The sequence below is a fragment of the Chitinimonas sp. JJ19 genome (assembly GCF_036961565.1).
Lineage (GTDB): Bacteria > Pseudomonadota > Gammaproteobacteria > Burkholderiales > Chitinimonadaceae > Chitinimonas.
Map to the genome: position 1 here is coordinate 203,997 of NZ_JBAMDD010000001.1, position 24,967 is coordinate 228,963.

The window sequence follows — 24,967 nt, forward strand, 5'->3', positions numbered from 1 at the left end:
GAATACACCTGCATGCCGCATTTTCGCTGCTTTTGGTATATCGCTGCCGAATCCAGGGCGCTGGGCCAGCAGCCCTTGCGTTGCAACGTGCTGGACGAAGAGCTGGTGCTTTGGCGGGCTGAGGATGGCCGTGCCATTGCCATGCTGGATCGCTGCCTGCATCGCTGTGCGCGGCTCTCCAGCGGCAGGGTAGAGGGAGGACGGCTGCATTGCCGCTATCATGGCTGGGGTTATGATGCTGCCGGCCAGGTGGTGCATATTCCGGCTGAGGGGGGCTGCCCAGCGGGTGGGCGCAAGCTGGAGAGCCCGCCGTTCGAGACCTGCGAGCAGGATGGCTATGTGTACGTGAGGCTGGCCAGGCCCGCTAACGCCGCCCGTGATGTGCCCCCCTTTGCCATGCCGCACTGGCAAACGCCGGGCTGGGGGCGGGTCAGGCTGGTCAACCGCTTCGATGCCGATGTAGCGGACTGCATAGAGAACTACATCGACGTGCCACACACGGCCTTTGTGCATGCCAAGCTGTTCCGGGTAAGCCAGGGTGAGCGTATTGCGGCTACGGTGATACGCGAGAACGGCATGGTACGGGTGGTGTATCACGGCGAGCGCGGCAATCTGGGTTTCTGGCGGTATTTCCTCAACCCCGGCAATGCGCCGGTGGTACATGAAGATCACTTCTATCAGCCCAATATCACCTCGGTGCGCTATCACCTGGCCAATGGCTATCAATTCATCATCACCTCGCAATCTGTGCCCTCGCAGGGCCGCCAAACCCTGGTTTACACCGACCTGAGCTATCGGTTCGGCTGGTTTACCGCGCTGGCGCGGCCTTTTGTGCGGCGGGCGGGGCAGCAGGTGATAGACCAGGACATCGATATCCTGGCGGAGCAGGGCGAGGTGGTGGCTCGCCATGGACGGCACTATCGCTACTCCGCGCCTGACCGCATACATCGCTGTGTGGACGAGATACGCGATGCCATTGCCCGTGGCGAGGATGCACGCTGCTTGCCGCCGCAAACCTTCGAGATCGAGTTCTACGTATGACCTGGCGCAGCCGGATATTCTCGCTTTTCCCCACGGTTTTCCTGTTGCTGGCGCTGGCATGCCTGGTCTGGCTGTTGCTGGCGCCCGGCATGCTGCCGTTGCTATGCCTGCTGGCGCATCTGTATCTGCTGCCCATGCTGTGCTACCGCTTGCACCAATATTGCTGGCCGGTGCGAGAGGGGGTGAGCCGGCTGGACCTGCCCGATACCTATGTGCCCTGGTGGGGCGGCCATATGTGCCAACTGCCATATGACGCCCTGCCGCAGCTGGAGGCCTGCCTGCGCTTGGTGCCGGGGCTGTACAGCCTGTGGCTGCGTGGCTGGGGCGCGCGTATCGGCCGGCAGGTGTACTGGACACCGTTGGTGGAGATTACCGATAGGGCCATGCTGGATATCGGTGACTACGCCGTGATAGGGCATAAGGCCGGTTTTTATGCCCATGTGGTGTCGCGCAAGAACAACGGCGAATTACGCCTGTATGTGCGGCGCATACGCCTGGGCAGTGGAGCGCTGATCGGAGCTGGATCGCGCTTCGGGCCGGGTGCTCGGGTGGCGGCGGGGGCGCAGCTAAATGCCCTGACCGACAGGTGGGCGGGGGGCCGGCCGCCACAGCAGGATGCCGAATGAGCTGGCTGCTGCTGCCGGTACGATGGGCGCTGACACAGCTGAGCCGACCTGCCTGGCACCGTATGCAGCAGCAATTGCAGCAGCCCGAGCAGACCCAGCGGCAGGTGCTGGCGCGCTTGTTGGCGGCGGCGGGCCGTAGTCGCCATGGCCAGCGACTGGGCTTATCTGGACCGGGGGCGATGGCGGCATTCGAGCAACTATCGCCCATGGCCTATGAGGCGTTGCGCAGTACAGTCGACGCCGATATGGCGACAGGTGGCAATAGCTTCTCGGCCCAGGCGGTGCGCTACTACGAGCGGACCTCGGGCAGCAGCGGAGCCGCCAAGGCCATCCCCTACAACCGCGCGCTATTGGGCAGCTTTGACCGGCTGTTTCGCATCTGGGCCTATGATCTGCTGCAGGCCGGGCTGACGCTGAATAGTGGCAAGACCTTTATGAGCGTGTCGCCACCCCTGCTGGGGCAGGGCGCCACGCCGCATGGCGTGGCCGTGGGCAGCCAGGACGATACCGACTATGTCAGCGGCGCCATGGCGGCGCTACTGCGGCCTTTTCTGGTGGCGCCGGCTGCGGCATTGCGCCTGACTGCCGCCGAGGATTTCAAGGATGTGCTGGCGGTACACCTGCTGGCCGAGGACAGGCTGGAGGTGGTGTCGGTGTGGAACCCGACTTTCTGGTTGTTGCTGCTGGAGCATATGGGGCAGTCGCTGGACAGGCTGGCCCCGGCCCTGTTGGCCGGCAAGCTGGAGCGTGGTGGCCTGGTGTTCCGTTTTGCCCCGCTGGCCCCGGCAAGGCTGGCAACGATTGCCCAGGTGCATAGGTATGGCTGGCGGACAGTCTGGCCGCAGCTGCAGTTGATTTCCTGCTGGGATGAGGCAACTGCGACAAGGCCGGCAGGCCAACTGAGGGACCTGTTTGCCGGGGTGATGGTGCAAGGCAAGGGCCTGCTGGCGACAGAAGGACCCATGACGGTGCCGCTGCAGGGGGCACCTGCCCCTGTACCGCTGCTGGGTGAGGTGTACCTGGAGCTGCAGATGGCAGACGGTAGCCTGCGGCCACTATGGCAATGGCGCGAGGGCGACGAGGGTGAGCTGGTGGTGAGCCAGGCTGGTGGCCTGATGCGCTATTGCCTGCGCGACAGGGTGGCCGTGGCTGGCCTCTATGGTGCTACCCCCTGCTTGCGCTTTCTGGGCAGGGCTGGCAGAGGCGTAGACCTGGTGGGGGAGAAGCTGTCGGAGGCGTTTGTCCAGCAACTGCTGGCGGAGACAGGCTCGCGCGCCGGCCTGCTTTGCCTGTGCCCATTGGAGCGGGCCAGCCCTGCCTGTTATGCCTTGTTGTCTGATGTGGCCGAGGCCGGCCTGGCCGAGCGCCTGGATGCAGCGTTGATGGCCGCGCCGCATTATCGTCTGGCCCGCGCTCTAGGGCAGTTGGGGCCGCTGCGCGCCATCTGCAGGCCTGATATGGCTGCATTGCTGCATGGCGTGCAGCAGGCGCGTGGCATGCAGGCAGGCAATATCAAGGATGTGGCGCTGTTGTGCGACCTGGCGCTGGCCCAGCAGGTGGCGCTAGCCCTGGCTCAACCGTAATAGCACAGGCCCATCTCGGCTGGCATGGGGCTAAGCAGGCCTTCTGCGGCCAGCCAGTCTGCCTCGGCCTCCATGCCGTTATGGCGTATGTAGCGCGCCAGTTGCTGCAGCTTTTCCTCGGTCTGGGCCGGGTCGGCCAGCGCCACAAGCGTTCGCAGCCGCGTAGCCTCGTCGAAGCCGCCAGCCACGGTCTCCACCACCCCCAGGACGCTGAGTGGCCCGCAAGCCAGCATGGCGCACAGTTCAGCCAGGGCGGCACGGATAAAGCCTCGCTCGGCCTCATCCAGGCGCGCGGCATCAAAATGGGCCACCCCTGCTGCATAGTGCAGCGCCTCATCCTGGGCAATGCCATTCATGACGGCACTGACTGCAGCATCGTTGGCGTGGCGGGCCAGGCGCTGATAGTGATGGATGCCCCAGCCCTCGAGAATGATCTGCAGCAGATAGGATTGGACCTGGGGGCTACCCTCGGCCACCAGCCGCTGCAGAAAGCGGGTAAAGCTGTCCGGCTCAGCCGCAATGCTGGCCGGGTCGGCAATTGAACATAGCCAGTGGTAGTGGCGCGCTTCATCGGCGCCGGTCAGGCTGTAGACCTGTTTTTCTAGCGCATCTTCTGTCGCCAGTACCCGGCGGGCACAATAGTCCATGGCGGTACGTTCTATGCCCAAGGCCTCGCGCAGCAGCGCGCCGGCGCAGTGGTGCAGCAGCTGATCATGCTGCGCCGCCGTGGCCTGCTGCCAGAACGCAGTGGCTGGCAAGCGAAAGAAGTCGGCTGGCCAGAGCGTAGCCAGGGAGGGCGCCTGAGTGGCCACATGGTTGGCCGGCAGGCGTGTGGCCAGTTTGCGGCAGACCTGTTCCAGCGTACTCATGATTGCTCCTTGGCCGGCAGGTGCAGCAGCTTGCGTGCCAGCAGGCGATTCAGCGCGATATATAGCGATGACGGCAGGCATGCCAGCAGCAGCCCCGCCAGGCGGGCGTCGGTTCCCACCAGTTGGCGGAAGGGCGCGCGCCGGGCCTGGGCCGTCCGTACGATTGCCCGCGCAACTTTCTCGGATGGCTGGGCGCGGCCCGCCAGGCGCTGACGCAACTGGGCAAAACGCAGGGCAGTGGCGGTATAGGGGGCGGGGGCCTGCCGTATCTGCAGCATATTGGCGCCAAACTCGCTGCGCGTGGTGCCGGGCTCGATCAGGTGTACCCGTATGCCCTGGCCCTGGGTTTCCAGCATCAGGGATTCAGTCCAGCCTTCCATACCGAACTTGGCGGCGCAGTAGGCGCCCTGCCAGGCATAACTGGTACGCCCCAGCACCGACGAGACATTGATCACGCAGCCACGACCCTGGCGCAGCGCGGGCAGCAGTGCGGCGGTCAGCAGGGCTGGCGCAATCACATTGGTCTCGAGCTGGCTGCGCCAGGCGGCCTCGTCCAGCAGCTCTACCGGACCGCTTTGGGCATAGCCGGCATTGTTGACCAGGCAATCGAGCCGGCCGCCGTAGTCACGCGCCAGGAGTTCGACTAGGGCGGCACGATCGGCAGCCGAGGCTGGGTCCAGCTGTATATGCCGCAAGCCTGCGGTGGTGGCCGGCTGGCGGCTGGCGGCCAGTACCTGCCAGCCGGCGGCGGCAAAGGCGAGGGCGGTGGCCTTGCCTATGCCGCCTGATGTTCCGGTGATCAGGACCAGCCTAGGTGTCATGGTGTTCCCAGTTGATACGGGCTTGTTGCTCATAGTGGCGGATGAAGGCGATGACCGAGCGATCGGCCGGTGTGGGGTTGCGGAAGTCAAAGCGTATGGTCTGGAATACCCGTGTATCGCCCAGGGCAAAGTACCGGGCGCCTACGCGGGTGATCAACAGGGCCAGCTGGTCGCGCAACCAGCCCAGCGGGCCGGCGTGGCGACGGGTCAGTGCGATGGCCCAACCTTCGGTCTTGCCTTCCTGGGTCCGGCGTAGCGCGAACATCACATGCAGGTGGAGGAAATCCGGGCCGAAGCTGGCTACACCGACATGGCCATACCAGTAGGTGGTCTCGTAATACAGTGGGCCGCGATAGAAGCGTCCCAGCAGGCGCCCCAGCCAATGATGGCGGGGTAGGGTGCCGGTATTGCGAAAATGCAGGGTGTGCTGGCCCTGTGGCGTGGCCGCCAAGGACAGGATATGGCCGGGCAGCTTGTGTACGGTCTGGAAGTGGTGCTCGTCGATGGCATTGACCATCACCACATTGGGGTGACAGCCCTTGATGAAGTGGTTGCCTAGCTGGTAGCGCAGGGGTTGTGCAGCTAACTCTGGCGGGACGGGTAGGAAGGGGCCGGCCTGGGTGCCGGGCCAGATCCAGATCAGCCCGTAGCGTTCCTCAACCGGCCAGGATTGTGCACGGATGCCACCACCATCACGCTTGAGGCAGGGAATGTCGGCACAGCGGCCATCGGCCTCAAAGCGCCAGTTATGAAAGAAACAGCGCAAGGACTCGCCCATCACCCGGCCCTCGGCCAGGTGGGCACCCATATGGGGGCAGTGGGCGTCGAAGGCATGGACCTTGCCGCTGGCCGATCGCCAGACCGCCAGTTGCTTGCCGGACAGTTCGACCGCTTTGACCTGGCCTGGCTTGAGCTGGTGCGAGGGCAGCAGCCAGTACCAGCCCTCGACCAGCAGGGGCTGGTTGAATTGCTTCAGCTCGCTCATGCCTGACATGGCTTGCTCGCTCCTTTGTGCAGCAGGCGCTGTGCCAGTGGCCGCAGGTTGTCGGGCGCCAGTTCGCACAGGCAGCATAGTTCGTGGCCTTGGGCATAGCCGGGGTTGCGCTCCAGAAAGAAACGCACGGCTGGATGGTGCTGCTCCCGTATGCTGACCTGTGCAAGGTCATCCTGCAGGTGCCCCAGCGATTGCGGAAAGCGCACAATGCCCTGTTCGGCCTGGTAGTGCGCGCCAAACCGGTCTTGTGCCAGCCGGTGCAGCAGGCTGGCTTCGAAAGCCGGCGTGGGGTGTTGCCAGTGCGGATAGAAGCAGCGGGCAAATGCCGGTAGATAGCGATAGGTACGATGGCCCTTGGAGATAAGGAACCAATACCAGCGCGCCTGGGGTGCTTGGCTGCGCAATTGGCCTGCCAGCCGCAGCCAGTTGAAGGCCAGCCCCTGCTCGCCCCAGTGGGCTCGGTCTATCACGGTATCGCCGGAGTAGACGATGCGGCAGTCCCTGTCCTGATGCATGACAGCGTAGACATGCAGCGTGGAAAAGCCCTGCAACTGCGCCTGTGCATCGGTCAGCAGCAATACCCACTGCTTGGCCGCCAGATCCTGCTCGAACCGTTGCCGGTCGGTGGCGGCGTAGTGGCGGGCCAGCAGGGCATACATCTGGTCGCGTGTGGTATCGTCCAGTGTAGCGACGTCGTGTAAGCGGCAGCTCAGCATGCCAGCCTCGGCTTGGTATCAGCCAGGCGTAGACATAGGGCAGCCACGCATAGCCCACCCAGTACATCAACAAGGCGGTGCTGTCGGGTAGTAAGTACCGACAGCATGATCAACGCCGCCCAGCCGGGAGCCAGCAGGCGCCAGACACCGCCACGGCCCGCCAGTAACCAGGCGGCCAGGCTGGCCAGCGACACATGCAGGGAGGGAAAGCAGTTGCCTGCGACATCCAGCTGATAAAACCAATGCCATGCCTGTTGGGTCCAGCCGCTGATTGCCCGCATTTCCTGGCCCACCGTGGTGGGCCAGGCCAAGAAGATGGTGCAGCTGATGAGGGTGGCGGCCAGCATGGCATAGTAGGCGCGGCTGAGCCTGAGGCTGTCGCGCTCCAGCATGAAGGCCAGCGGCAATAGCAGGAACTGCGACAGGTAGAGCCATAGGCTGGCAGGCCAGGCGGGGATCAGGGCGTCCAGCGCGGTGAGCGGCAAATAGTTCGCGCGCGCGTATGACAGCGCATGGCTGCCCAGATAGCACAGGCAGAATAATAGATAGCCCAGGCCCAAGGCGGCCAGGCGATTGCCGGGGGTGATGGCGGGCAGGGATATCATGGCTTTACCTTGGCCTGGACACGCGCCAGCTCGGCCGCGTAGCGGCCGCTGAGTGCCAGCGCCGCCAGCTTGAGCAGGGCGTGCATGGCGCGCCATGAAAACAATGCGTCGCGGCCATCCACATGGCTGGGCTCGAAGCGGGCGTGTCCAAACTGGCCCAGCAGGTTGGAGAGCGGCACACCCAGCAGCCACCAGGGGTTCAGGCTGAATACGGCAATCAGGGCCGAGCCATACATGAGGATGACAGCCAGCACATGCAGCCAGATATTGGGCCAGCATTGGTGCTTCATGACAAAGATATCCCAGTACTGGTCCAGGCCGTGGTCGTACTGCAGATCGCTGATGCGATCGCGATAGCGTTGCTGCACGGCGGCGCGGCCGTGGATGGGGGTACGGGGGCGCAGCAGTTGGCCGGCCGGCTCGCGGCCTAATGCGGGTAGGGGTTTACCTTGTTCCAGCAAGGGCTTGCCGGCTACCCAGACTGCCCTGACTGGTGAGGTCTGTTCACGGTTGACCATGCGGGGCATGCCACCCAGTTCATCGGCCTGCTCCAGCAAGGGCTCGGGCCGCGCCTGTGCCAGGGCGGCGGGATCCAGCAGGGCAAGGTCGGCACGCTTACCGATGGCCAGTACGCCGACATCGAGATTGAGCCAGGCAGCGGGCTCGCCCGTGACACGGGCGACTGCGCGCTCGACAGGCATAAAGCCGGTTTGCACGGCTTGCCTGAGCAACGAGACGGCACCATCAAAATAGGCCAGGTTGGCGCCATGGGCACCCGCATCAGTGAAACCAGGCAGGATGTAAGGCTGGGACATCAGCTGCTGCCGTATGCCGGCGCGGTTATTGGCGCCGGAGGCCTGCCAGCGGAAGGCGGTGTCGGCCTCGCTTAGTAGCTCGATGAACAGCGTCATGGCGGGCATGCCCAGCTCGGCTGCCACGGCCGCCACCGTCTGGCCCTGCCAGGCAGCCTGTGGGGCGGTAACTATCAGGATGCGGGCAAAATCACGGTGGAAGGTCTTGATGCCGGGGCGCTGCCAGTCGGCGGCAAACTGTGCCTTGAAACCTGGTGTCTGCCATAGCGCCCGGCGTTGTGCCGGGGTATCGGTATTGTTGAGCTGCACCCCGCTGGGGAATTCTTCGAACAGCGGGGTGATGGGCCCGTCGGAATACAGGGTGAACGGCTCGGTCAGCGTCTGCATGCGCAGATTGTTGCCGAGCAGGCGGTTGTAGCACCATAGCAGCGGCGCATAGAGTCGCCACAGCAGCGGCTGGGTGTCGATATCGAGCGCAGACAGCAGTGTCATGCGCAGCGGTGGCCGGCGCCAATGGCCGGCGCCTAGCCGCAGTATGTGCCAGACCGATTGCTGTCGTTCCGGATTGGGCGTGACCTGGAACACCGCATCACGCTCGCGGCAGGCATCGGCCAGGGCGGCGTATTCGGCGTAGTCAGCATGGTGCGAGGGCAGGGCGCGGCCGGCCCAGGCGCCATGCACCTTGTGCCAGTGCACCATATCAACCGACAGACCGCAGAAGCCGGCCGCCAAGCCTTCGTCGGCCAGGGTGCGCATGGCGGAAATTTCGGCGGGCGTGGCATGGGCGCTGACGCTGCGCGCCAGCCCCATGACCTTGACCCGCAATGCGCTGTGGCCGAGGAGTACGGCTACATTGGGGCCCAGTGGCAGTTGCGCCAGGTGGTCGAGATAGCGGCCCAGGCTGGTCCAGCTGGCAGCTTGCGCCAGCCAGCGCTGAATCAGGGGCCGAGGCAGGGTTTCCACACGCTGGAAGATGTCTGCCAGGTCGGCCGGGTCGCCGCAGGCGACAGACAGGCTGCAATTGCCCATCAATACCGTGGTAACACCATGCCGTACCGATTCAGCGAGGCCTGGTGCGACTTCCACCTCCAGATCGTAATGGGTGTGGATATCGACAAAGCCGGGCGTGAGCCACAGGCCATCGGCCTCCACCACCTGCCGTGCCGGCGCGCTGATGGCGGGCGCCAGTTGGCTGATCTTGCCCGCCAGTATGCCGACGTCCAGCTTTTGCGGCGCATGGCCCCGGCCATCGAAAACCAGGGCATTGCGTATCAGGACATCAAGCATGGTGTGTGCGGGCCAGGATGGGCTGCAGACGGGCGCACGTCACGGTGCATCCTGGCGATATAGATAGAAGCGCTCCTTGCGATCGCCAGGCCGGTTTCCCTGCCAGACCAGTTGCCAGCCGGGCGGTGGATTGAGGGCTTCGCTGCCGCCCTGGCGCAGCAACCAGTCGCAACCATGATTGGGGTGTGTCTCGCGGCGCAGGGTGGACAAGCCCAGGTAGTAATGCAGGATGGCACGCTGGCTGGCTTGCAGGTTTTCGCTGGCGATGCAGCCGGTTTTGGGCAGCGCGGGGGCAATGGCGTGGGCGAAGTCGCGGTAGCTGGTGCGGGCATTGACCCAGTTGCCGGCAATCAGCACCGCCAGGCCCCAGCACAGGGTAATGCCGGCTGCCCAGTTGGTGACCGCTTGCCGGCCCACCGGGCGGCGGCGCGATACGGCCCATAGCCAGGCCAGGGTAAAGCCCAGGCAAAGCAGCAGGGCCAGGATGCTGAAGGTGGGGCTGAAGCTGGGTGCCAGTTCCTGGATACGACCGCTGAGCCGCACCGGCAGGCCGAAATGCATGGCCAGCCAGCAGACCCACAGGAACAGGGCCAGCAGGCCGAAGGTCATGACGCCGAACCAGTTGACGAAAGCCGAGGCCCCGCGCCGCAATACGTCCAGCCCTACCGCACCTATCCAGGCCAGAGGGGGCAGCAGCAGCAGGGCGTACCCAGCCCGGCCGCTATTGGAAAGCAGCAGGCATAGCAGTGCCAGGGCGGCTGCTACCAGTGGCAGCTGGAAGCGCGGTTGCATCAGTCGCTCACGCTGCATCCACAGGGTCGCCGCCGCGAGGAACCAGGCGGGCCAGGCAAACCAGGGTAGCAACCGCAGGTAGTAGCCAAAGGGGTGGCCTAGCTGCACCTGCGCAAAGCCGCCAAAGAAGCCCAGGGCATAATGATCACGCCACTGGTCGTAGGCTGCGCCGGAGGCATGGCTGAGGGCCAAGGGCCAGGCAGCCACCAGTGGTAGCGCAATAGCCAGCGCGATCAACAGGACAAGGCCATAGCGGGGAAAGCGCCAAGCGCGGAAGAGCGGCAGCAGCAACGCCAGCAGGAGCAGCATGGCGGGTTCGGCTAGACTGCCGGCCAGACCACAGGTGACCAGGGCTGCACCCAGTATGGCGGCGGCCGGGTAGGGGCGACGCGGCGCCAGCGCCAAGGCGTAACCACCCCAGCACCAACCGGCCAGGACGGCCACATCGGTCGTCAGGGCATGGCCAGGCAGCAACAGCCCCGCGCAACCTATCAGTATCAGTACGGCACTACGGCCATGCCGGCGGCCGATCAGCTCGCGCGCCGTCATGCCGGTTCCCCATAGGGCCAGGGCCATAAAACAGCCTGTGGCCAGCCGGGCGCCTTCATGCAGGCTGAGCCCTAGCCACTGGCCCAGCCAGGCAAAGCCTGTGGCGACCCAGTAGAACAGGGGCGCGCGTTCCACCCAGGCCTCGCCGGCCAGCATGGGCAGGCTGAGTGGGTGACCATCGATAAAGTGCCGGACGATATCGGCGACGATGGGCTCATCAGGCTTGAGTGGTTCCAGGCCCAGCAGGCCAGGCAGCAGCCAGGCCAGGCATAACAGCAGCAGCAGCCAGGGTTTTTCGGTGGCAGGCGGCAGATCCTGTTCGTGAGGCGGGGTATAGGTCAGCATGGTGCAGCGGGTTGGGGCAATGTGCGCAGTCTAGCAGGGAGCACAAAGCGTGAGGCGTATCGCTTGGTGGGTGGCGGGTGCAGCCACAGTGCCGATAGGCTGTTGAGAGTGGCCGGCTGAAAAACAAAAAAGGCAGCCTGGGCTGCCTTTTTGCATGCGTAGCAGGAATTACTTCTTGCTGTACATGGAGAACTTGTTGTTGAACTTCTCGATACGGCCGGCGGTATCGACGATCTTTTGCTTGCCGGTGTAGAAGGGGTGCGATTCGGACGAAACGTCCAGACGAACCACGGGGTAGTCCTTGCCGTCGGTCCACTTCATGGTTTCGGCGCCACGGGCCTTCATGGTGGTACGGGTCAGGAATTTGAAGTCAACGCTTGCATCAAAGAAGATGATTTCGTTGTATTCGGGGTGAATGCCAGCTTTCATTTCGGGAGTCCCTTAGCTAAAGGTGGGCCTGGGTTGTGCAGTGCCCGGTCTTACGTAGAAAAGTCCATGATTATGCGACATAGCCCTTTGATTGGGCAAGGTAAAACTTAGCCGCTGCTGTGGTGTTCCAACCAAATCAGCTGGTTGGTGATGACTGGGTTAAGTCGCTGCTGCGAGTCGCGGGGCTATGAAGTCGTGCGGCTGTGACATGCAAAGTGCTGCAAGCCCAATAAAAAAGCGGGTGACGCTGTCACCCGCTTTCTGAACCTGCGACGCCTTAGCGGCGCATGGAGTCGAAGAAATCGTTGTTGTTCTTGGTCTGCTTGACCTTGCCCAACAGGAAGTCCATCGCCTCCAGTTCGTCCATCGGATAGAGTAACTTGCGCAGCACCCAGATTTTTTGCAGCTGTTCCTGCGGGATCAGCAGCTCTTCGCGGCGGGTGCCGGAACGGTTGACGTTGATGGCCGGGTAGATGCGCTTCTCGGCCATGCGGCGGTCGAGATGTAGTTCCATGTTGCCGGTGCCTTTGAATTCTTCGTAGATCACGTCATCCATACGGCTGCCGGTATCGGTCAGGGCTGTCGCAATGATGGTAAGCGAGCCACCTTCTTCAATATTGCGGGCAGCGCCGAAGAAACGCTTGGGCTTTTGCAGGGCGTTGGCGTCCACGCCACCCGTCAGTACCTTGCCGGAGGCCGGGATGACGGTGTTGTAGGCGCGAGCCAGACGGGTGATGGAATCCAGCAGGATGACCACATCCTTCTTGTGCTCGACCAGGCGCTTGGCCTTCTCGATGACCATTTCGGCCACCTGCACATGGCGGGTAGGTGGCTCGTCAAAGGTCGAGGCCACCACTTCGCCGCGCACGGTACGCGTCATCTCGGTCACTTCTTCCGGGCGCTCATCTATCAGCAGGACGATGAGAATGACATCCGGGTGGTTCGAGGTGATGGCGTGGGCAATATGGGTCAGCATCACCGTCTTGCCTGACTTGGGCGGGGCGACCAGCAAGCCGCGCTGTCCCTTGCCTATGGGGGCAATCAGGTCGATGACGCGACCGGTGATGTTCTCATCAGCCTTGATGTCACGTTCCAGCGTCATGCGCTCGGACGGGAACAGCGGCGTCAGGTTTTCGAACAGGATCTTGTTCTTGGTGGCTTCGGGCGTGTCGTTGTTGACACGGTCCACCTTCACCAGGGCGAAGTAGCGCTCGCCATCCTTGGGCGTGCGTATCTCGCCTTCGATGGTATCGCCGGTGTGCAGGTTGAAGCGACGTATCTGGCTGGGGCTGACGTAGATGTCGTCGGGGCCTGCCAGGTAGCTGGTGTCGGGGCTGCGCAGAAAGCCAAAACCATCGGGCAGCACTTCAAGGGTGCCATCGCCGAAGATGCTCTCGCCTTTCTTGGCCTGGCTTTTCAGCAGGGCGAAGATCAGGTCTTGCTTGCGCATCCGGTTTGCACCGTCGATGTCGGTGGCCATATCGACCAGTTCGGACACGTGTTTGTGCTTGAGATCGGACAAATGCATGTGCGGGTAGACTTTCCAGTCTTGGTGGAGGGAGTTTGTTTTTTGGAGGTAAGGATAGATCGGCTGGGAGCCGGAATCGCCGGAATGGGTTCATCGGCGATTGAACAGGTTTGAACGCAGCTTAGTTGCGGCTTGTGCTGCTGTCAATGCTGAATGCAGGTTCTTGCAACAACGCCGCTGCTTGTGTTGCACAAGTAGCGGCGTTTGAGCCAGCTTGTGGGCCTTCCGGCCACCCCATCAGAACGCGGGTGGCGGCATGGGCCTCACTCAGGCTGCGGCTTGCAGGTGGCTGTCGATAAAGGCAGTCAGTTGCGACTTGGACAGGGCGCCCACCTTGGTGGCAACCACTTCGCCGCCATTGAACAGCATCAGGGTGGGGATGCCACGGATGCCGTACTTGGGGGGGGTAGCCTGGTTCTCGTCGATATTGAGCTTGGATACCTTGAGCTTGCCGCTGTATTCGTTGGCCACTTCATCGAGGATGGGGGCGATCATCTTGCAAGGGCCGCACCATTCGGCCCAGTAGTCAACCAGCACGGGGCCGGCAGCCTGCAGGACTTCGGCTTCAAAACTGGCGTCAGAGACGTGGTGGATCAGTTCGCTACTCATGGATTTTCTCCGATTCGTTGGACGTGGCCGGTGCGAATCCGGCGATGGCTGCATCGTACCCGATTGGGTACTCAACCGAAAAGCGACAGCTGATTGATTGTTTGTATGGGGGCGATAGCGGGGTGAGCAGGATCAGTGGAACGCCTGCTGGTTCGGGTTGCTTCGGCGTCTAGCGCCAGGGCTTCCCTGGAGTCTGTTCCAGCGTCATCAGCCAGCTATGAGCTGAGTGCATAAAGGCGCTCAAGCCTCGCGCAGGGCACCCACCGCCTGCTCCAGCCGCTCCACTGCGATGACGGTCATGCCTGCAATAGGCCCCTTGGGGGCATTTGCCTTGGGGATGATGGCGGTGGTGAAGCCCAGTTTGGCGGCTTCCTTGAGGCGCTCCTGGCCGCGCTGTACTGGCCTGACCTCACCAGCCAGGCCCACTTCGCCAAACACCACCAGCTTGGCAGGCAGCGGCTTGTTGCGTAGCGAAGAGACGATGGCCAGCAGTACGGCCAGGTCGGCGGCGGGCTCGGCAATGCGTACACCACCGACGGCATTGACGAATACATCCTGATCGAAGCAGGCCACACCAGCGTGGCGATGCAATACCGCCAGCAGCAAGGCCAGGCGGTTGTTTTCCAGCCCCACGGCCAGGCGCTTGGGGTTGGGGGCGTGTGCTTCGTCCACCAGGGCCTGTATTTCTACCAGCAGGGGGCGCGTGCCTTCCTGGGTGACCAGTACACAGGCGCCCGGTACTGGCTCGGCGTGCTGCGACAGGAATAGCGCGGAGGGATTGGTCACCCCGCGCAAGCCCTTGTCGGTCATGGCAAACACGCCCAGTTCGTTGACGGCACCAAAGCGGTTCTTCTGCGCCCGTATCAGACGGAAGCTGGAGTGGGTATCGCCTTCGAAGTACAGCACCGCATCGACGATGTGCTCAAGCACACGCGGGCCGGCGAGGGCGCCATCCTTGGTGACATGGCCAACCAGCAGGATGGTGGTGCCACTGGTCTTGGCGTAGCGAGTCAGCTGGGCTGAGCACTCGCGTACCTGTGCGACTGAGCCGGGGGCTGATTGCAGCTGCTCGCTATAGACCGTCTGGATGGAGTCGATGACCACCATATCGGGTTTTTCAGCCGCCAGCGTCGCCAATATGGTTTCCATATTGATCTCGGCCAGCAGGCGGACGGGGCCGGCTTCAACGGCCAGGCGGCGGGCGCGCAGGGCGATCTGCTGCGCCGACTCCTCGCCGGACACATACAGCACCTTGTTGTCCTGGCCCAGGTGGGCCAGCACCTGCAGGAGCAGGGTGGATTTGCCTATGCCAGGGTCGCCACCTATCAGTACGACGGCGCCGCGCACCAGGCCGCCGCCCAATACGCGGTCAAATTCCTCGCTACCCGTGGTGGTGCGCGGGGCTTCGGCGGTTTCCACCTCGTTCAGTGCCTGCACGCCGCCGCCGGCAGCCAGTGCCTGGAAGCGGCTGCTGCCGGCACGGGGCTCGGCTACGATGGATTCGGCCAGGGTGTTCCAGGCATTGCAATGGGGGCACTGGCCTTGCCATTTGGGGTTACTGCCACCACAGGTGGCGCAGATATAGACAGTTTTGGGCTTGGCCATCAGCAGGGGATATCAGAGTTCGTCAAAGGCTTCGGTTTCAAGATGGGCGATATCGCCCCATTGCTCGATATGGAAGCGGCCGCCGCCCAGGCGTACCCGGTTGATGCTGGCGTTGTGCAGGCTGTGCTCGCGCTTTTGCGATAAAGGCATGTTCATGGCAGCACGGTAGATGCAGTCGAGCACGCCGCCGTGGGCGACCACGACGACCTGCTGGCCGGCATGCTGTTCGCCTATCTCAGCCAGGGTATCCAATACCCGGGCGTTGAAGCCCAGCAGGCTTTCGCCGCCAGGCAGGATATGGTCGGGCTGGCGCAGTTGCCACAGGCGGAAATCCTCCGGGTGCTGGGTCGCCATCTCCTCAGGCGTCAAGGCCGACAGCACGCCGTAGTGACGCTCACGCAAGCCGGTGTGCTGTGCCAGTGGCAGGTTGATCTGGTTGATGATGGCCAGGGCGGTGTCGCGAGCACGGCTCAGATCGCTGCTGAAGACGGCGCTGAATGGGGAATCCCTGTGATCGGCACGCAGTCGCTCGGCCAGCAGTTGGGCCTGCTGGCGGCCCGTGGCATTGAGGCCGATATCGGTGTGGCCTTGAAAGCGGCGCTCGGTGTTCCAGGCTGTTTCGCCGTGGCGTATCAGCCAGAAAATGGTGTCGGGCATGGTTGTCAGATCCGGGAGTTGGCCGGTGCGTGATAGCACCAGTGCCAGGGTTCGTAGGCAATGCCGGCAGGGTTGTCGCGCGGGTAGCTCATGGCAAAACCATGCTCATGTGCGTGGCCGATCAACCAATTGAATGCGGCGCTCAGTTCAAATGTTTCTTCCAGTACGGCCTCGCCAGGGGCGGTAATGTCCAGTGCGCGGCCGGTATGGTGTTCGCTGTAGCCGGGGGCGGCGCTGACGGCCAGTATGGCTTCCATGGCCAGGCCTTGATCCAGCTTGCGACGTATCAGGCCAGCCTGGTAGGCCACACTGCGGAAGGCTGAAACCAGTTGCAGCACGACACCGTCCGTCAGGGCGGCGGCCTGCATCGTGCGCCAGGCAGCTGCGGTGGCCGGCTCGGCAAACTGATCACGTCCCAGGCAGTCCAGCCCCAGCGGCACCAGCAGCCTGGCCTCTTCCTGCACGGCCAGGCCGCGGCGGTAGCCATAGTCGGTGGGTATGCCGAGTTCGGTATGCAGCAGCGCGAGGGGGTGGTCAGCGGTCATCATGTCGCCGCAGTGTAGCGCGTGTCCGCTTGCTTGGGGGAGGGCTTGCAACTGTACTGGTACTTCGCTACCTGGCTAGCATCTGCCCGCTTATGCGGTCTAGCTGTGATAAATCGCACTGGCGCCTTGCCCTTGCTTGCAGGACAATCACCTGACAGTGCTGGACAGTTTTGTCCGGTCAAGCCGGAGCGTGCAGATGCAACCCTTTATCGTGGACCATGACCTGGCGCAGCCGCTGGTTGAGCAGATAGTCGAACAGTTTATTGCCCGTATTGGCGACAAGAGTCTGCGGGCTGGTAGCCGCCTGCCTTCCATACGGGGCTTTGCGGCCGAATATCATGTCTCCAAGTTCACCGTGGTGGAGGCTTACGACAGGTTGGTGGCGCTGGGTTATGTGCAGTCGCGGCGTGGGGCGGGATTTTTTGTGGCGACCCGCATGGAGGCGCATGCCCACACGCCGATACGACGCGAACCCCCTTTGCGCCGCTGTGTGGATAGCCTGTGGCTGCTACGACAGGATGCGCTGACGGCGGACAACGGCATACTCAAGCCTGGTTGTGGCTGGCTACCGGCTGACTGGATGCCGCAGGCTGAGTTGGAAAAAGCCTTGCGCGACCTGACACGCCGGCCCAATGCTAGGCTGACCGCCTATGGCGAGCCGTTTGGCTATCGGCCCTTGCGCCAGCAACTGACGGTACGCATGGCCGAGCTGGAGATCGAGGCTGAGCCTGAACAGATCGTACTGACCAACGGCGCCATGCAGGCGCTGGATCTGATCGCCCGCTATTTCGTGGATGAGGGCGATGCGGTGCTGGTGGATGAGCCGGGGTTCTTCAATGTATTTGCCAACCAGAAGCTCAACGGCGCACGGCTTTATGGTGTGCCGCGCACGCCCAATGGCCCTGATGTGGCGGTACTGGAGGCCTTGCTGGCCGAACACAAGCCCAAGCTATTCATCACCAACAGTGTGTTGCACAACCCGACCGGAACCAGCCTGAACCGGGCGACGGCGTTCCGCATCCTGCAACTGGCGGAGAAATATGATCTGACCATTGTCGAGGACGACATCTACAGCGATTTCCAGACCGGCCCTGGTGAGCGCTTGGCGGCGCTGGATCAACTCAACCGGGTGATCTACATAGGCAGCTTCTCCAAGACCCTCTCGGCCAATCTGCGGGTAGGTTTTATTGCGGCGGATGCCAAGCGGGCACAGGACCTATGCGATCTGAAGCTGCTGACCGGGCTGTCTACCTCTGAGGCGGCAGAGCGGGTGATACATGCCATGCTGACCGAAGGGGCTTATCGCAAGCATATGGAGCGGGTAAAGAGCCACCTGAAGCAGGCCGCCGACCAGGTTTTGCCCAGGCTGGAGAAGCTGGGTTTCAGCTTATGGGCGCAGCCCAGTGGCGGCATGTTCTGCTATGCCCGCCTGCCGCATGTGGAGGACACCGCGCCGTTGGCGCAGGCTGCACTGATGGAAGGCCTGATGCAGGCGCCAGGGGTATTGTTCTGCCCGCAAAGCGGCGCTACACCTTGGTTGCGCTTCAATGTTGCACACATGCAGGACCCCCGAGTTTGGGACTGGCTGGAACGTGTGGCGGCAGGAGAGCCCGCTCGCGCGCTATAATGGCTGTAGTCTATACCTCAGGCGGTGCCGAAAATCACCGTTCAGTATGCCGGGATCGACACTCGGCCTACCTCGCACGCCGCTGCGGCGAGGTGGTTCGCACCCTCTGGGGCTGCTGCCACTTTAGGTATGTCATCTTGTCAGTAGTATGAACGGCGGGTTACTCCGCCGTTGTTCATTGGAGTTCCAACATGGCCCCGCCACGCAAACCTGCCCCCAAATCTGCTGCATATGACGGCGCCCCACGTAGTGGTGGACGCGGCCGTCCACCCCAGGGGGATGCTGGCCAGGGCCGCAATGCACCATCTGAGCCCGGCCGTGGCCGTAGCGCCACCGACAGCAAGCCACCACGCGGGCCGCGCAGCGCTGCCCCGGCGGGACGTTACGAAGAGGCGCCACGCGAAGGTCGTCGTGGGGCACCGGGCGAGCCGGGGCGTGGCCGCGCCGGCAGTGATGCCCAGGCGCCACGCGGACCACGTAGTGCTGCGCCGGCCGGGCGTTATGAGGAAGCCAGCCGTGAAGGCCGCCGTGGCGCGCCGGCTGAGCAGGGGCGTGGCCGTGCGGGTAGCGATGCCCAGGCGCCGCGCGGACCGCGCAGTGCTGCACCGGCAGGCCGTTACGACGAAATGCCGCGCGATGGCCGCCGCGCAGCGCCTGCAGACAGCAAGGCCCCGCGTGGTCCGCGCGGTGCGGCCCAGGCGGGGCGCAATGCAGATCAGCGTAATCCGGAAGGTCGTACCGCCACCGGTAGCCGCGTGCCTCGCAACGCGCCTGCCGCCGCAGGTGGCGACGACCTGCGCAGCCATGGTTTTGGCAGCATAGACAAGCAGCGCCACCCAGGTGCTAGCCAGCCCCAGGACGCCGAGGCGCGCCGTGAAGCCCGCAAGGCCGCTGGGCGCAAGCCACCGGTCAATATCGCCGAGCTGCCGGTGGAGCCGGCCAAGAAGCTGCGCATGCGGCACGGTAGCGAGAAGCACGAGCGCCAGGCGCTGGAGCTGCGCGAGAAGCGGGTGGAAGCACGCCATATCGGCGAGCTGCGGATACAGAAGGCGCTGGCCTTGTCGGGCGTGGGTTCGCGCCGTGATTGCGATGAATGGGTGTCGGCCGGACGGGTCAGCATCAACGGCGAGATCGTGCAGCCCGGTGCCCGTGTGGCACCTGGCGACCGCGTGCTGTTTGATGGCAAGCCCATACTGATCAAGTGGCCCGATCGCCTGCCCCGTATCGTGCTGTACCACAAGCAGGAGGGTGAGCTGGTCAGCCGTGATGACCCGGCCGGCCGCACGACGGTGTTCGAGCGCCTGCCCAAGGTACAAAGCTCGGCCTGGATTGCCGTGGGCCGGCTGGATTTCAACACCTCGGGTCTATTGATCTTCACGACCTCGGGTGACCTGGCTAATCGCCTGATGCATCCCCGCTTCGAGGTGCAGCGCGAGTACGCCGTGCGCATCTTGGGGCAACTGAGCGACGAGCAGAAAAAAGAGCTGGTGACGGGGATCGAGCTGGAGGATGGTACCGCCCGCTTCGAAGTGCTGGAGGATCAGGGTGGCGAAGGCATGAACCACTGGTATCGTGTCATCTTGAAGGAAGGCCGGAATCGTGAGGTGCGACGGATGTTCGAGCATTACGAACTGACGGTGTCGCGCCTGATGCGGGTCCGGTTTGGCATGCTGACGCTGCCCTCGCGGCTCAAGCGTGGCCAGTACTATGAGCTGGACGAGCCTGAGGTGCTGGCGGTGCTGAAATGGGCCGGCCTGAGCCTGACTGGCCGGGTGCCTACCCGCTGAGGCTGCCATGAACAAGGCCTTTACCAGGGAGAGTGACGGCGACGAGGACGATGCGCTACCCGAGCATCTGCAACTGCCGCACTCGACCAAGAACTACATGACGCCGGGTGGCTGGAATCGGATGCGGGTGGAGCTGCATGATCTGGTCACCAAGGAGCGGCCGGCGCTGACCCAGATGATCAACTGGGCGGCAGGCAATGGGGATAGGTCGGAGAACGGCGATTACATCTATGGCAAGAAGCGTTTGCGCGAGATAGACCGGCGCATCCGTTTTCTGACCAAGCGCATGGAAAATGCCGAGGTGGTCGACCCGGCAATGCGAGAGGCGACTGACCAGGTGTTTTTCTCGGCCACGGTGACGGTATTGCGCGGGAACGGCGAGGAGCAGACCGTCAGTATCGTGGGCGTGGATGAGCTCGATCTGGACCGCGGCCATATCAGCTGGATATCGCCACTGGCCCGCACGCTGCTGAAAGCGCGTGAAGGTGAAACCGTCGTCTTGCGTGGCCCTGCTGGCGCCGAAGAGATAGAGATACTGGAAGTACGCTACTGCGATCTGGGTTGACGGTTTCGGCATGCCTTTGGGCGCAAGCCTGATGACCTTGGTTGCGGCCTGACTATTATGTAGTCATTCTGGGGCGTGGCGGGGGGTCTTGCATGTCTGGCTTGCGTGCGTTTCTGTTGGGTTTGCTGGCGTTGTCCTGCAGCGCTGCCGACCTTGACTTGCCCATAGCCACTGGCGAGTGGCCGCCCTTTGTATCGCAGAAACTGCCGGGCCACGGGCCCGTGGCGCAGCTGGTCAGTGCAGTCTGTGCGGAGATGCAGATCAAGCCACGGTTCATCTTCACCAGTTGGCCTCTGGCCGAACGCATGGTGGAGCGTGGTCAGGTATTTGCTGCCTTTCCCTATACCATGACGCCAGATCGGCACCAGCGCTTTGATTTCAGTGCCAGCCTGTTCGACACCCGCAGTGTGCTGTTCTATGACAGGCAGCACTATGCCAGCCCGCCGGTAATCAACACCTTGGACGAGTTGCGCAGCTACCAGGTGGGTGCCATCTACGGTGAGTGGTATGTGGATGAACTGCAGCGGGCCAAGGTGCCGCTGGACATGGGCAATGCCTATGAGCAGTCGCTGGCCAAGCTGTTGGCCGGTCGGGTAGACCTGGTCCCCATGAGCGACCGCTTGGGCCGCTATTACATTGCCAACCACTTCGCCGCACAGGCTTCCCGTTTTGGTGCCATCAGCCACCTGCAGGCACCGAATCCCATTACCAACCATCTGCTGGTGTCGCGCCAGTACAGCGGTGCCAAGGCCAGGCTGGCGGCTTTCAATGCCGCCATGGCAAGGCTGCAGCAGCGTGGTGAACTGGAGGCCCTGCTCAAGGCAGCGGGGCTGTAGCCTGTGCCGATTGCCTGGTCAGGCCAGGATACGGGCCGCCAGTGTCGCTGCAATACCCCACATGGTCAGGCCGATCAGCACGTCCAGCACGCGCCAGGCTGCCGGTTTGGCAAACAAAGGTGCTAGCTTGGCAGCGCCATAGGCCAGGCAGAAGAACCACACGAACGATGCCATGATGGCGCCGAATCCAAACGAGACGCGTGCTGCACCGGCAGGAAACTGGCTGCCTATGCTACCCAGCAGGACCACGGTATCGAGATAGACATGGGGATTGAGCAGGCTGAAGCCCAGGGTGGTGACGATCACCTTCTGCCATTGCACCACGCCTTGGCCTTCTGCGGCTTGCAACTGGCCTGGCTGCAGGGCAGCGCGCAGCGAACGGGCGCCGTACCAGAACAGAAATGCCGCGCCCAGGCCGGCTGCCCAATTGGCCAGCGCCGGGTGCGCGTTGACCAAGGCGCCAGCGCCCAGCAGGCCGGCGGCGATCAGGATGGCGTCACAGGTGGCGCAGGTGAGTGCTGTCAGCAAGGGTGCGGCACGCTTGAGCCCCTGCCGCAGTACGAAAGCATTCTGGGCGCCGATGGCCATGATAAGGCCGGCACCGAGGACAAAGCCCTGCAGGGCGATAGGGGCTTGAAAGCTGGACATGGGGTAGTGACCGCAGAGTGAACAGCAGACAGCCTAACTGCTGTCGTATCGTGCTCCAAGCACAGCCACGCTGAGCGCAGGCTTGGCTGGGTAGGTGCAATGACCAGTACAGTTGCCTGCCTCGTTGGCCTGGGGGCGGCACCGGCAATGGCCACCTTGCTGCTGCGAGGGTAGGTGCGACGATAAATTTCCTTTTTTATCATCGGCATATTGCATGATCTGATGGTGGGTTGGACTGGGTAGCAGCAAACTCGCCTGGGTGCCGGCGGTCTGACAGGGGTGGGCTCTGCTAAAATAATGCTTTGGAGGAAACACCATGCTGCCCGTTGACCTGCACGCACACTCGAATGTCTCGGACGGCATGCTGCCCCCTCGCGAGGTGGTGGCGCGCGCCCATGGCCGGGGCTGCAAGCTTTTTGCACTGACCGACCATGACGATGTGCGCGGCCTGGCCGATGCGGCTGCCGAAGCGGCCAGCCTGGGCATGCGATTTGTGCCTGGGGTGGAGGTGTCGGTCAGCTGGCGCAAGCACACCTTGCATATCGTCGGGCTGGGGTTCGACCCTGCCCACCCGGCCTTGCTGGCCGGACTGGCCAGTGTGCGCCAGGGCCGTGATGAACGTGCCGTGCGTATGGACGAGGCGCTGGCCGCGGTTGGGGTAACCGGCGTGCTGGCGGGGGCCCGCAAGTTTGCCGACAACCCTGAGATGATAGGGCGTGCCCATTTTGCAAGGCACCTGATAGAGCGCGGCCTGGCCAAGGACATGAAAGGCGTATTCAAGAAATACCTGGCCCGTGGCAAACCTGGCTATGTCTCGCACCAATGGGCCAGCATGGAAGATGCCGTAGGCTGGATCAGGGCGGCCGGCGGGGTGGCGGTGATCGCTCACCCAGGCCGCTATGAGTTCGGCAAGCAGACCATGGGCGAGCTGATAGAGGAATTCAAGGCTGCTGGCGGGGAGGGCATAGAGGTGGTGTCGGGCAGCCATAACCCGGCAGATTTCGACCGTTTTGCCCGCCTGGCTGAGATGCATGGCCTGCTGGCATCGGCCGGTACCGATTACCACGCCACCGGTGAGGGTGCGCGTGAGCCTGGTGTGCTGCCGGATATGCCGCCTGGCCCGGTCCCCGTCTGGTCACGCTGGGTGGATGCCGCCACGCTGGCAAACTGAAGGCAGATCAAGCACCCATGTCTCAATTCTTCGCCATCCATCCCGACAACCCCCAGCCCCGCCTGATCAAGCAGGCGGTGGAGATCATCCGCTGTGGTGGCCTGGTCGTCTATCCCACGGATTCCTGCTATGCCCTGGGCTGCCATCTGGGTGACAAGGATGCGCTGGAGCGCATACGCCGGATACGCCAGGTTGATGAGAAGCACCACTTTACCTTGATGTGCCGAGACCTGTCGGAACTGGGCGCCTATGCCAAGGTGGACAACCGCCAGTTTCGTTACCTCAAGAGCGCCATGCCTGGCCCCTATACGGTGATATTGCAAGCCACCCGCGAGGTGCCGAAGCGCGTGATGCAGGCCAAGCGTGCCACCATCGGTTTGCGGGTGCCGCAGCATCCGGTAGCGTTGGCCTTGCTGGAAGAACTGGGCGAGCCCTTGCTGACATCCACCTTGCTGCTGCCCGGTGATGAGTGGCCGCCCACTGAGGGCTGGGAAATACGCGAGCGGCTGGAGCATGAAGTCGAACTGGTGATCGATGGTGGCCATTGCGGCACCAACCCCACGACGGTGATAGACCTGCTGGAAGACCCGGTCCTGATACGGCGGGGGGCGGGCGACGCCAGCGTATTCGGCCTGTAATGATGGCAGCCAGCTTGGCCGGTATGGCACAGATGCTGGATGCCGGCTTGCAGCGCCTGGCGGGCAAGGGCTTTGTTTACTTCGTCCTGGCGGTTTATAGCCTCAGCTTGCTGGCCAAGATCGCGATAGGCGTACTGCTGCTGCAGGCGGCGCAGGCAGTAGGGCAACCTGTCCCGCTCTATCTGGGCGACACGCAGCGCAGCCTGCTGCACCTGTTTGTATTCAGCGTCTGCCTGGCGCCCTGGCTGGAAACCCTGCTGCACCAGTCGCTACCGCTATGGCTGGCAAGTCGTTTTACCAGCCGCCCCCTATGGCCTGTATTGTTCAGTGCCAGTGTATTCGGCCTACTGCATTACCACCGTTTCCTGGCTGCTGTGGTCAATGCAGCGGTGGTGGGTGTATTCCTGGCGGCTGCCTACTGGTATCGTGCGCGCCATTCCAGAATCGGGGCCTTGCTGGCTGTGACGGCGGTGCATGCCCTGCATAATGGGCTGGCCTGGCTGGTGACGGCGGCTCAGCGATATGGCTGGGGAATAGGTCAACTTTAGTTTAACCAACTGGTATCACATGCAACAACTACTTGAAATACTGACGCTTTATGCCCTGCCGGTCATTTTTGCGCTGACCATTCCAGAAGCGGCACAGGCCATGGTGGCAGACTACCTGGGTGATCGTAGTGCCCGTGCCAATGGCAGGCTGACACTCAACCCTACGCCGCACATCGATCCAATTGGAACAATAGCGTTGCCGCTGGGCATGATCGCACTGACAACAATGTCGGGCGGTGCAGTGCCGCCCCTGTTGCTAGGCTGGGCCAAGCCCTTGCCCATAGACTACGGGCAACTGCGCAATCCAAAATGGGCCATGCGCTGGTTGGCTGCTGCGATTCCAGCTGCCAACCTGGCCATGGCGCTGTTCTGGGCTATCCTGCTCAAGCTGGCCTTGCTTAATCCCGAGAGCTATTTCGCCGAGCCTTTGCGGAAAATGGCCGAGATCGGGGTGGTGATGAACGTGGCCTTTGGCATTCTGATGCTGATTCCCATACTGCCGTTTCCCGGTGGCCGCATTGTATTCAGCTTGCTACCTGACAAGCAGGCATTCACCTACGCCAAGCACGAGCCCTATGGCAACTGGATCGTACTAGCCCTGTTTTTCAGCGGTATCCTGAAAACCATACTTGGGCCTTTGATCGGTATCGTGGTGGGTTTGATTGCGGTGGTGCTCAATCTAGCGTGATGATCTTTCGGTGTACCCAATAAAAACGCCCTGCAAGCCAAGCTTG

Annotated in this window: 25 protein-coding genes; 11 read left to right on the top strand and 14 right to left on the bottom strand. The window is 63.0% G+C overall.

Annotated features, from left to right (window positions below):
* Nucleotides 1-12: 12 nt before the first annotated feature.
* Genes V7714_RS00935 through V7714_RS00945 form a run of 3 tightly spaced genes read left to right on the top strand, consistent with a single transcriptional unit; the run spans nt 13 to nt 3,250 of the window.
* Nucleotides 13-1,041 (top strand): aromatic ring-hydroxylating dioxygenase subunit alpha, encoded by a 1,029-nt coding sequence (locus tag V7714_RS00935; RefSeq protein WP_335387362.1) that lies wholly within the window; start codon nt 13-15, stop codon nt 1,039-1,041.
* The gene (locus V7714_RS00940; RefSeq protein ID WP_335387363.1) at nt 1,038-1,667 is read left to right on the top strand and encodes an acyltransferase; all 630 of its coding nucleotides are present in this window, start codon (nt 1,038-1,040) and stop codon (nt 1,665-1,667) included. Before V7714_RS00935 ends, V7714_RS00940 begins: the two co-directional genes overlap by 4 nt.
* Complete coding sequence (locus tag V7714_RS00945) at nt 1,664-3,250, top strand: GH3 family domain-containing protein (protein WP_335387364.1); 1,587 nt, start codon at nt 1,664-1,666, stop codon at nt 3,248-3,250. Before V7714_RS00940 ends, V7714_RS00945 begins: the two co-directional genes overlap by 4 nt.
* Here V7714_RS00945 and V7714_RS00950 read toward each other — a convergent pair.
* The 13 genes from V7714_RS00950 to V7714_RS01010 form a co-directional block, all read right to left on the bottom strand.
* On the bottom strand, nt 3,241-4,119 hold the full coding sequence (locus tag V7714_RS00950) for a ferritin-like domain-containing protein (RefSeq protein ID WP_335387366.1): 879 nt from the start codon (nt 4,117-4,119) through the stop codon (nt 3,241-3,243). The genes V7714_RS00945 and V7714_RS00950 overlap by 10 nt on opposite strands.
* On the bottom strand, nt 4,116-4,940 hold the full coding sequence (locus V7714_RS00955) for an SDR family NAD(P)-dependent oxidoreductase (RefSeq protein ID WP_335387368.1): 825 nt from the start codon (nt 4,938-4,940) through the stop codon (nt 4,116-4,118). Before V7714_RS00955 ends, V7714_RS00950 begins: the two co-directional genes overlap by 4 nt.
* A complete protein-coding gene (locus V7714_RS00960; RefSeq protein ID WP_335387370.1) occupies nt 4,930-5,934 on the bottom strand; it encodes an aromatic ring-hydroxylating dioxygenase subunit alpha in 1,005 nt (334 codons plus the stop codon). Before V7714_RS00960 ends, V7714_RS00955 begins: the two co-directional genes overlap by 11 nt.
* Entirely contained in the window at nt 5,922-6,650 is a 729-nt protein-coding gene (locus V7714_RS00965) for a hypothetical protein (RefSeq protein WP_335387371.1), read from the bottom strand. Before V7714_RS00965 ends, V7714_RS00960 begins: the two co-directional genes overlap by 13 nt.
* Nucleotides 6,644-7,255: a phosphatase PAP2 family protein gene (locus tag V7714_RS00970; protein ID WP_335387372.1), complete on the bottom strand. Its 612-nt coding sequence runs from the start codon at nt 7,253-7,255 to the stop codon at nt 6,644-6,646. Before V7714_RS00970 ends, V7714_RS00965 begins: the two co-directional genes overlap by 7 nt.
* Nucleotides 7,252-9,354, bottom strand: coding sequence for an amidohydrolase family protein (locus tag V7714_RS00975; protein WP_335387374.1), 2,103 nt, complete (start codon nt 9,352-9,354; stop codon nt 7,252-7,254). The genes V7714_RS00970 and V7714_RS00975 overlap by 4 nt, the downstream gene beginning before the upstream one ends.
* Before the next feature lie 39 nt (nt 9,355-9,393).
* Complete coding sequence (locus V7714_RS00980; RefSeq protein WP_335387375.1) at nt 9,394-11,040, bottom strand: ArnT family glycosyltransferase; 1,647 nt, start codon at nt 11,038-11,040, stop codon at nt 9,394-9,396.
* A 168-nt stretch (nt 11,041-11,208) separates the two neighbouring features.
* The gene (locus tag V7714_RS00985; RefSeq protein WP_284196681.1) at nt 11,209-11,469 is read right to left on the bottom strand and encodes a type B 50S ribosomal protein L31; all 261 of its coding nucleotides are present in this window, start codon (nt 11,467-11,469) and stop codon (nt 11,209-11,211) included.
* Between the two features lie 277 nt (nt 11,470-11,746).
* Nucleotides 11,747-12,997: a transcription termination factor Rho gene (gene rho / locus V7714_RS00990; RefSeq protein WP_284196680.1), complete on the bottom strand. Its 1,251-nt coding sequence runs from the start codon at nt 12,995-12,997 to the stop codon at nt 11,747-11,749.
* Between the two features lie 267 nt (nt 12,998-13,264).
* Complete coding sequence (gene trxA / locus V7714_RS00995) at nt 13,265-13,606, bottom strand: thioredoxin TrxA (protein ID WP_284196679.1); 342 nt, start codon at nt 13,604-13,606, stop codon at nt 13,265-13,267.
* A gap of 240 nt (nt 13,607-13,846) precedes the next feature.
* Nucleotides 13,847-15,211 carry a DNA repair protein RadA gene (gene radA, locus V7714_RS01000; RefSeq protein ID WP_335387376.1) on the bottom strand — a complete coding sequence of 455 codons (1,365 nt, stop codon included), beginning with the start codon at nt 15,209-15,211 and terminating at the stop codon, nt 13,847-13,849.
* 12 nt (nt 15,212-15,223) lie between these two features.
* The gene (locus V7714_RS01005) at nt 15,224-15,868 is read right to left on the bottom strand and encodes a histidine phosphatase family protein (protein ID WP_335387377.1); all 645 of its coding nucleotides are present in this window, start codon (nt 15,866-15,868) and stop codon (nt 15,224-15,226) included.
* Between the two features lie 5 nt (nt 15,869-15,873).
* Nucleotides 15,874-16,416, bottom strand: a complete 543-nt coding sequence (locus tag V7714_RS01010; RefSeq protein ID WP_335387378.1) for a M15 family metallopeptidase — start codon at nt 16,414-16,416, stop codon at nt 15,874-15,876.
* A 193-nt stretch (nt 16,417-16,609) separates the two neighbouring features.
* On the opposite strand from V7714_RS01010, the gene V7714_RS01015 reads away from it, so the two are divergent.
* The 4 genes from V7714_RS01015 to V7714_RS01030 all read left to right on the top strand — a co-directional run bounded on the left by V7714_RS01015 (nt 16,610) and on the right by V7714_RS01030 (nt 21,228).
* A complete protein-coding gene (locus tag V7714_RS01015) occupies nt 16,610-18,040 on the top strand; it encodes an aminotransferase-like domain-containing protein (protein WP_335387379.1) in 1,431 nt (476 codons plus the stop codon).
* A gap of 191 nt (nt 18,041-18,231) precedes the next feature.
* Entirely contained in the window at nt 18,232-19,827 is a 1,596-nt protein-coding gene (locus V7714_RS01020) for a pseudouridine synthase (protein WP_335387380.1), read from the top strand.
* A gap of 7 nt (nt 19,828-19,834) precedes the next feature.
* Nucleotides 19,835-20,392: a transcription elongation factor GreB gene (gene greB, locus V7714_RS01025; RefSeq protein ID WP_335387382.1), complete on the top strand. Its 558-nt coding sequence runs from the start codon at nt 19,835-19,837 to the stop codon at nt 20,390-20,392.
* A gap of 92 nt (nt 20,393-20,484) precedes the next feature.
* Entirely contained in the window at nt 20,485-21,228 is a 744-nt protein-coding gene (locus tag V7714_RS01030) for a substrate-binding periplasmic protein (protein WP_335387384.1), read from the top strand.
* Between the two features lie 18 nt (nt 21,229-21,246).
* Here the strand turns inward: V7714_RS01030 and V7714_RS01035 are convergent, their stop codons facing one another.
* Complete coding sequence (locus tag V7714_RS01035; RefSeq protein ID WP_284196671.1) at nt 21,247-21,876, bottom strand: LysE/ArgO family amino acid transporter; 630 nt, start codon at nt 21,874-21,876, stop codon at nt 21,247-21,249.
* A 316-nt stretch (nt 21,877-22,192) separates the two neighbouring features.
* Between V7714_RS01035 and V7714_RS01040 the strand changes: the two genes are divergently transcribed.
* From V7714_RS01040 to V7714_RS01055, 4 genes are read left to right on the top strand one after another with little or no spacing between them, the layout of a single operon-like run.
* Nucleotides 22,193-23,047, top strand: coding sequence for a 3',5'-nucleoside bisphosphate phosphatase (locus V7714_RS01040; RefSeq protein WP_335387386.1), 855 nt, complete (start codon nt 22,193-22,195; stop codon nt 23,045-23,047).
* Between the two features lie 17 nt (nt 23,048-23,064).
* Complete coding sequence (locus V7714_RS01045; protein WP_335387388.1) at nt 23,065-23,685, top strand: L-threonylcarbamoyladenylate synthase; 621 nt, start codon at nt 23,065-23,067, stop codon at nt 23,683-23,685.
* 23 nt (nt 23,686-23,708) lie between these two features.
* Complete coding sequence (locus tag V7714_RS01050; RefSeq protein ID WP_335387389.1) at nt 23,709-24,233, top strand: CPBP family glutamic-type intramembrane protease; 525 nt, start codon at nt 23,709-23,711, stop codon at nt 24,231-24,233.
* Between the two features lie 19 nt (nt 24,234-24,252).
* Nucleotides 24,253-24,921 carry a site-2 protease family protein gene (locus V7714_RS01055; protein ID WP_335387391.1) on the top strand — a complete coding sequence of 223 codons (669 nt, stop codon included), beginning with the start codon at nt 24,253-24,255 and terminating at the stop codon, nt 24,919-24,921.
* Nucleotides 24,922-24,967: the final 46 nt, after the last annotated feature.

Excerpts from the sequence above, each read along its gene's own strand:
- V7714_RS00980 (WP_335387375.1), bottom strand. The coding sequence starts at position 11,040 with ATGCTGACCTATACCCCGCCTCACGAACAGGATCTGCCGCCTGCCACC.
- V7714_RS00985 (WP_284196681.1), bottom strand. The coding sequence starts at position 11,469 with ATGAAAGCTGGCATTCACCCCGAATACAACGAAATCATCTTCTTTGAT.
- trxA (WP_284196679.1), bottom strand. The coding sequence starts at position 13,606 with ATGAGTAGCGAACTGATCCACCACGTCTCTGACGCCAGTTTTGAAGCC.
- V7714_RS01055 (WP_335387391.1), top strand. The coding sequence starts at position 24,253 with ATGCAACAACTACTTGAAATACTGACGCTTTATGCCCTGCCGGTCATT.
- V7714_RS01005 (WP_335387377.1), bottom strand. The coding sequence starts at position 15,868 with ATGCCCGACACCATTTTCTGGCTGATACGCCACGGCGAAACAGCCTGG.
- V7714_RS00960 (WP_335387370.1), bottom strand. The coding sequence starts at position 5,934 with ATGTCAGGCATGAGCGAGCTGAAGCAATTCAACCAGCCCCTGCTGGTC.
- V7714_RS01020 (WP_335387380.1), top strand. The coding sequence starts at position 18,232 with ATGGCCCCGCCACGCAAACCTGCCCCCAAATCTGCTGCATATGACGGC.
- V7714_RS00970 (WP_335387372.1), bottom strand. The coding sequence starts at position 7,255 with ATGATATCCCTGCCCGCCATCACCCCCGGCAATCGCCTGGCCGCCTTG.
- V7714_RS00975 (WP_335387374.1), bottom strand. The coding sequence starts at position 9,354 with ATGCTTGATGTCCTGATACGCAATGCCCTGGTTTTCGATGGCCGGGGC.
- V7714_RS01050 (WP_335387389.1), top strand. The coding sequence starts at position 23,709 with ATGGCACAGATGCTGGATGCCGGCTTGCAGCGCCTGGCGGGCAAGGGC.
- V7714_RS01010 (WP_335387378.1), bottom strand. The coding sequence starts at position 16,416 with ATGATGACCGCTGACCACCCCCTCGCGCTGCTGCATACCGAACTCGGC.
- V7714_RS00935 (WP_335387362.1), top strand. The coding sequence starts at position 13 with ATGCCGCATTTTCGCTGCTTTTGGTATATCGCTGCCGAATCCAGGGCG.
- V7714_RS00955 (WP_335387368.1), bottom strand. The coding sequence starts at position 4,940 with ATGACACCTAGGCTGGTCCTGATCACCGGAACATCAGGCGGCATAGGC.
- V7714_RS01035 (WP_284196671.1), bottom strand. The coding sequence starts at position 21,876 with ATGTCCAGCTTTCAAGCCCCTATCGCCCTGCAGGGCTTTGTCCTCGGT.
- radA (WP_335387376.1), bottom strand. The coding sequence starts at position 15,211 with ATGGCCAAGCCCAAAACTGTCTATATCTGCGCCACCTGTGGTGGCAGT.
- greB (WP_335387382.1), top strand. The coding sequence starts at position 19,835 with ATGAACAAGGCCTTTACCAGGGAGAGTGACGGCGACGAGGACGATGCG.
- V7714_RS00940 (WP_335387363.1), top strand. The coding sequence starts at position 1,038 with ATGACCTGGCGCAGCCGGATATTCTCGCTTTTCCCCACGGTTTTCCTG.
- V7714_RS01015 (WP_335387379.1), top strand. The coding sequence starts at position 16,610 with ATGCAACCCTTTATCGTGGACCATGACCTGGCGCAGCCGCTGGTTGAG.
- rho (WP_284196680.1), bottom strand. The coding sequence starts at position 12,997 with ATGCATTTGTCCGATCTCAAGCACAAACACGTGTCCGAACTGGTCGAT.
- V7714_RS00965 (WP_335387371.1), bottom strand. The coding sequence starts at position 6,650 with ATGCTGAGCTGCCGCTTACACGACGTCGCTACACTGGACGATACCACA.
- V7714_RS01030 (WP_335387384.1), top strand. The coding sequence starts at position 20,485 with ATGTCTGGCTTGCGTGCGTTTCTGTTGGGTTTGCTGGCGTTGTCCTGC.
- V7714_RS01040 (WP_335387386.1), top strand. The coding sequence starts at position 22,193 with ATGCTGCCCGTTGACCTGCACGCACACTCGAATGTCTCGGACGGCATG.
- V7714_RS00945 (WP_335387364.1), top strand. The coding sequence starts at position 1,664 with ATGAGCTGGCTGCTGCTGCCGGTACGATGGGCGCTGACACAGCTGAGC.
- V7714_RS01045 (WP_335387388.1), top strand. The coding sequence starts at position 23,065 with ATGTCTCAATTCTTCGCCATCCATCCCGACAACCCCCAGCCCCGCCTG.
- V7714_RS00950 (WP_335387366.1), bottom strand. The coding sequence starts at position 4,119 with ATGAGTACGCTGGAACAGGTCTGCCGCAAACTGGCCACACGCCTGCCG.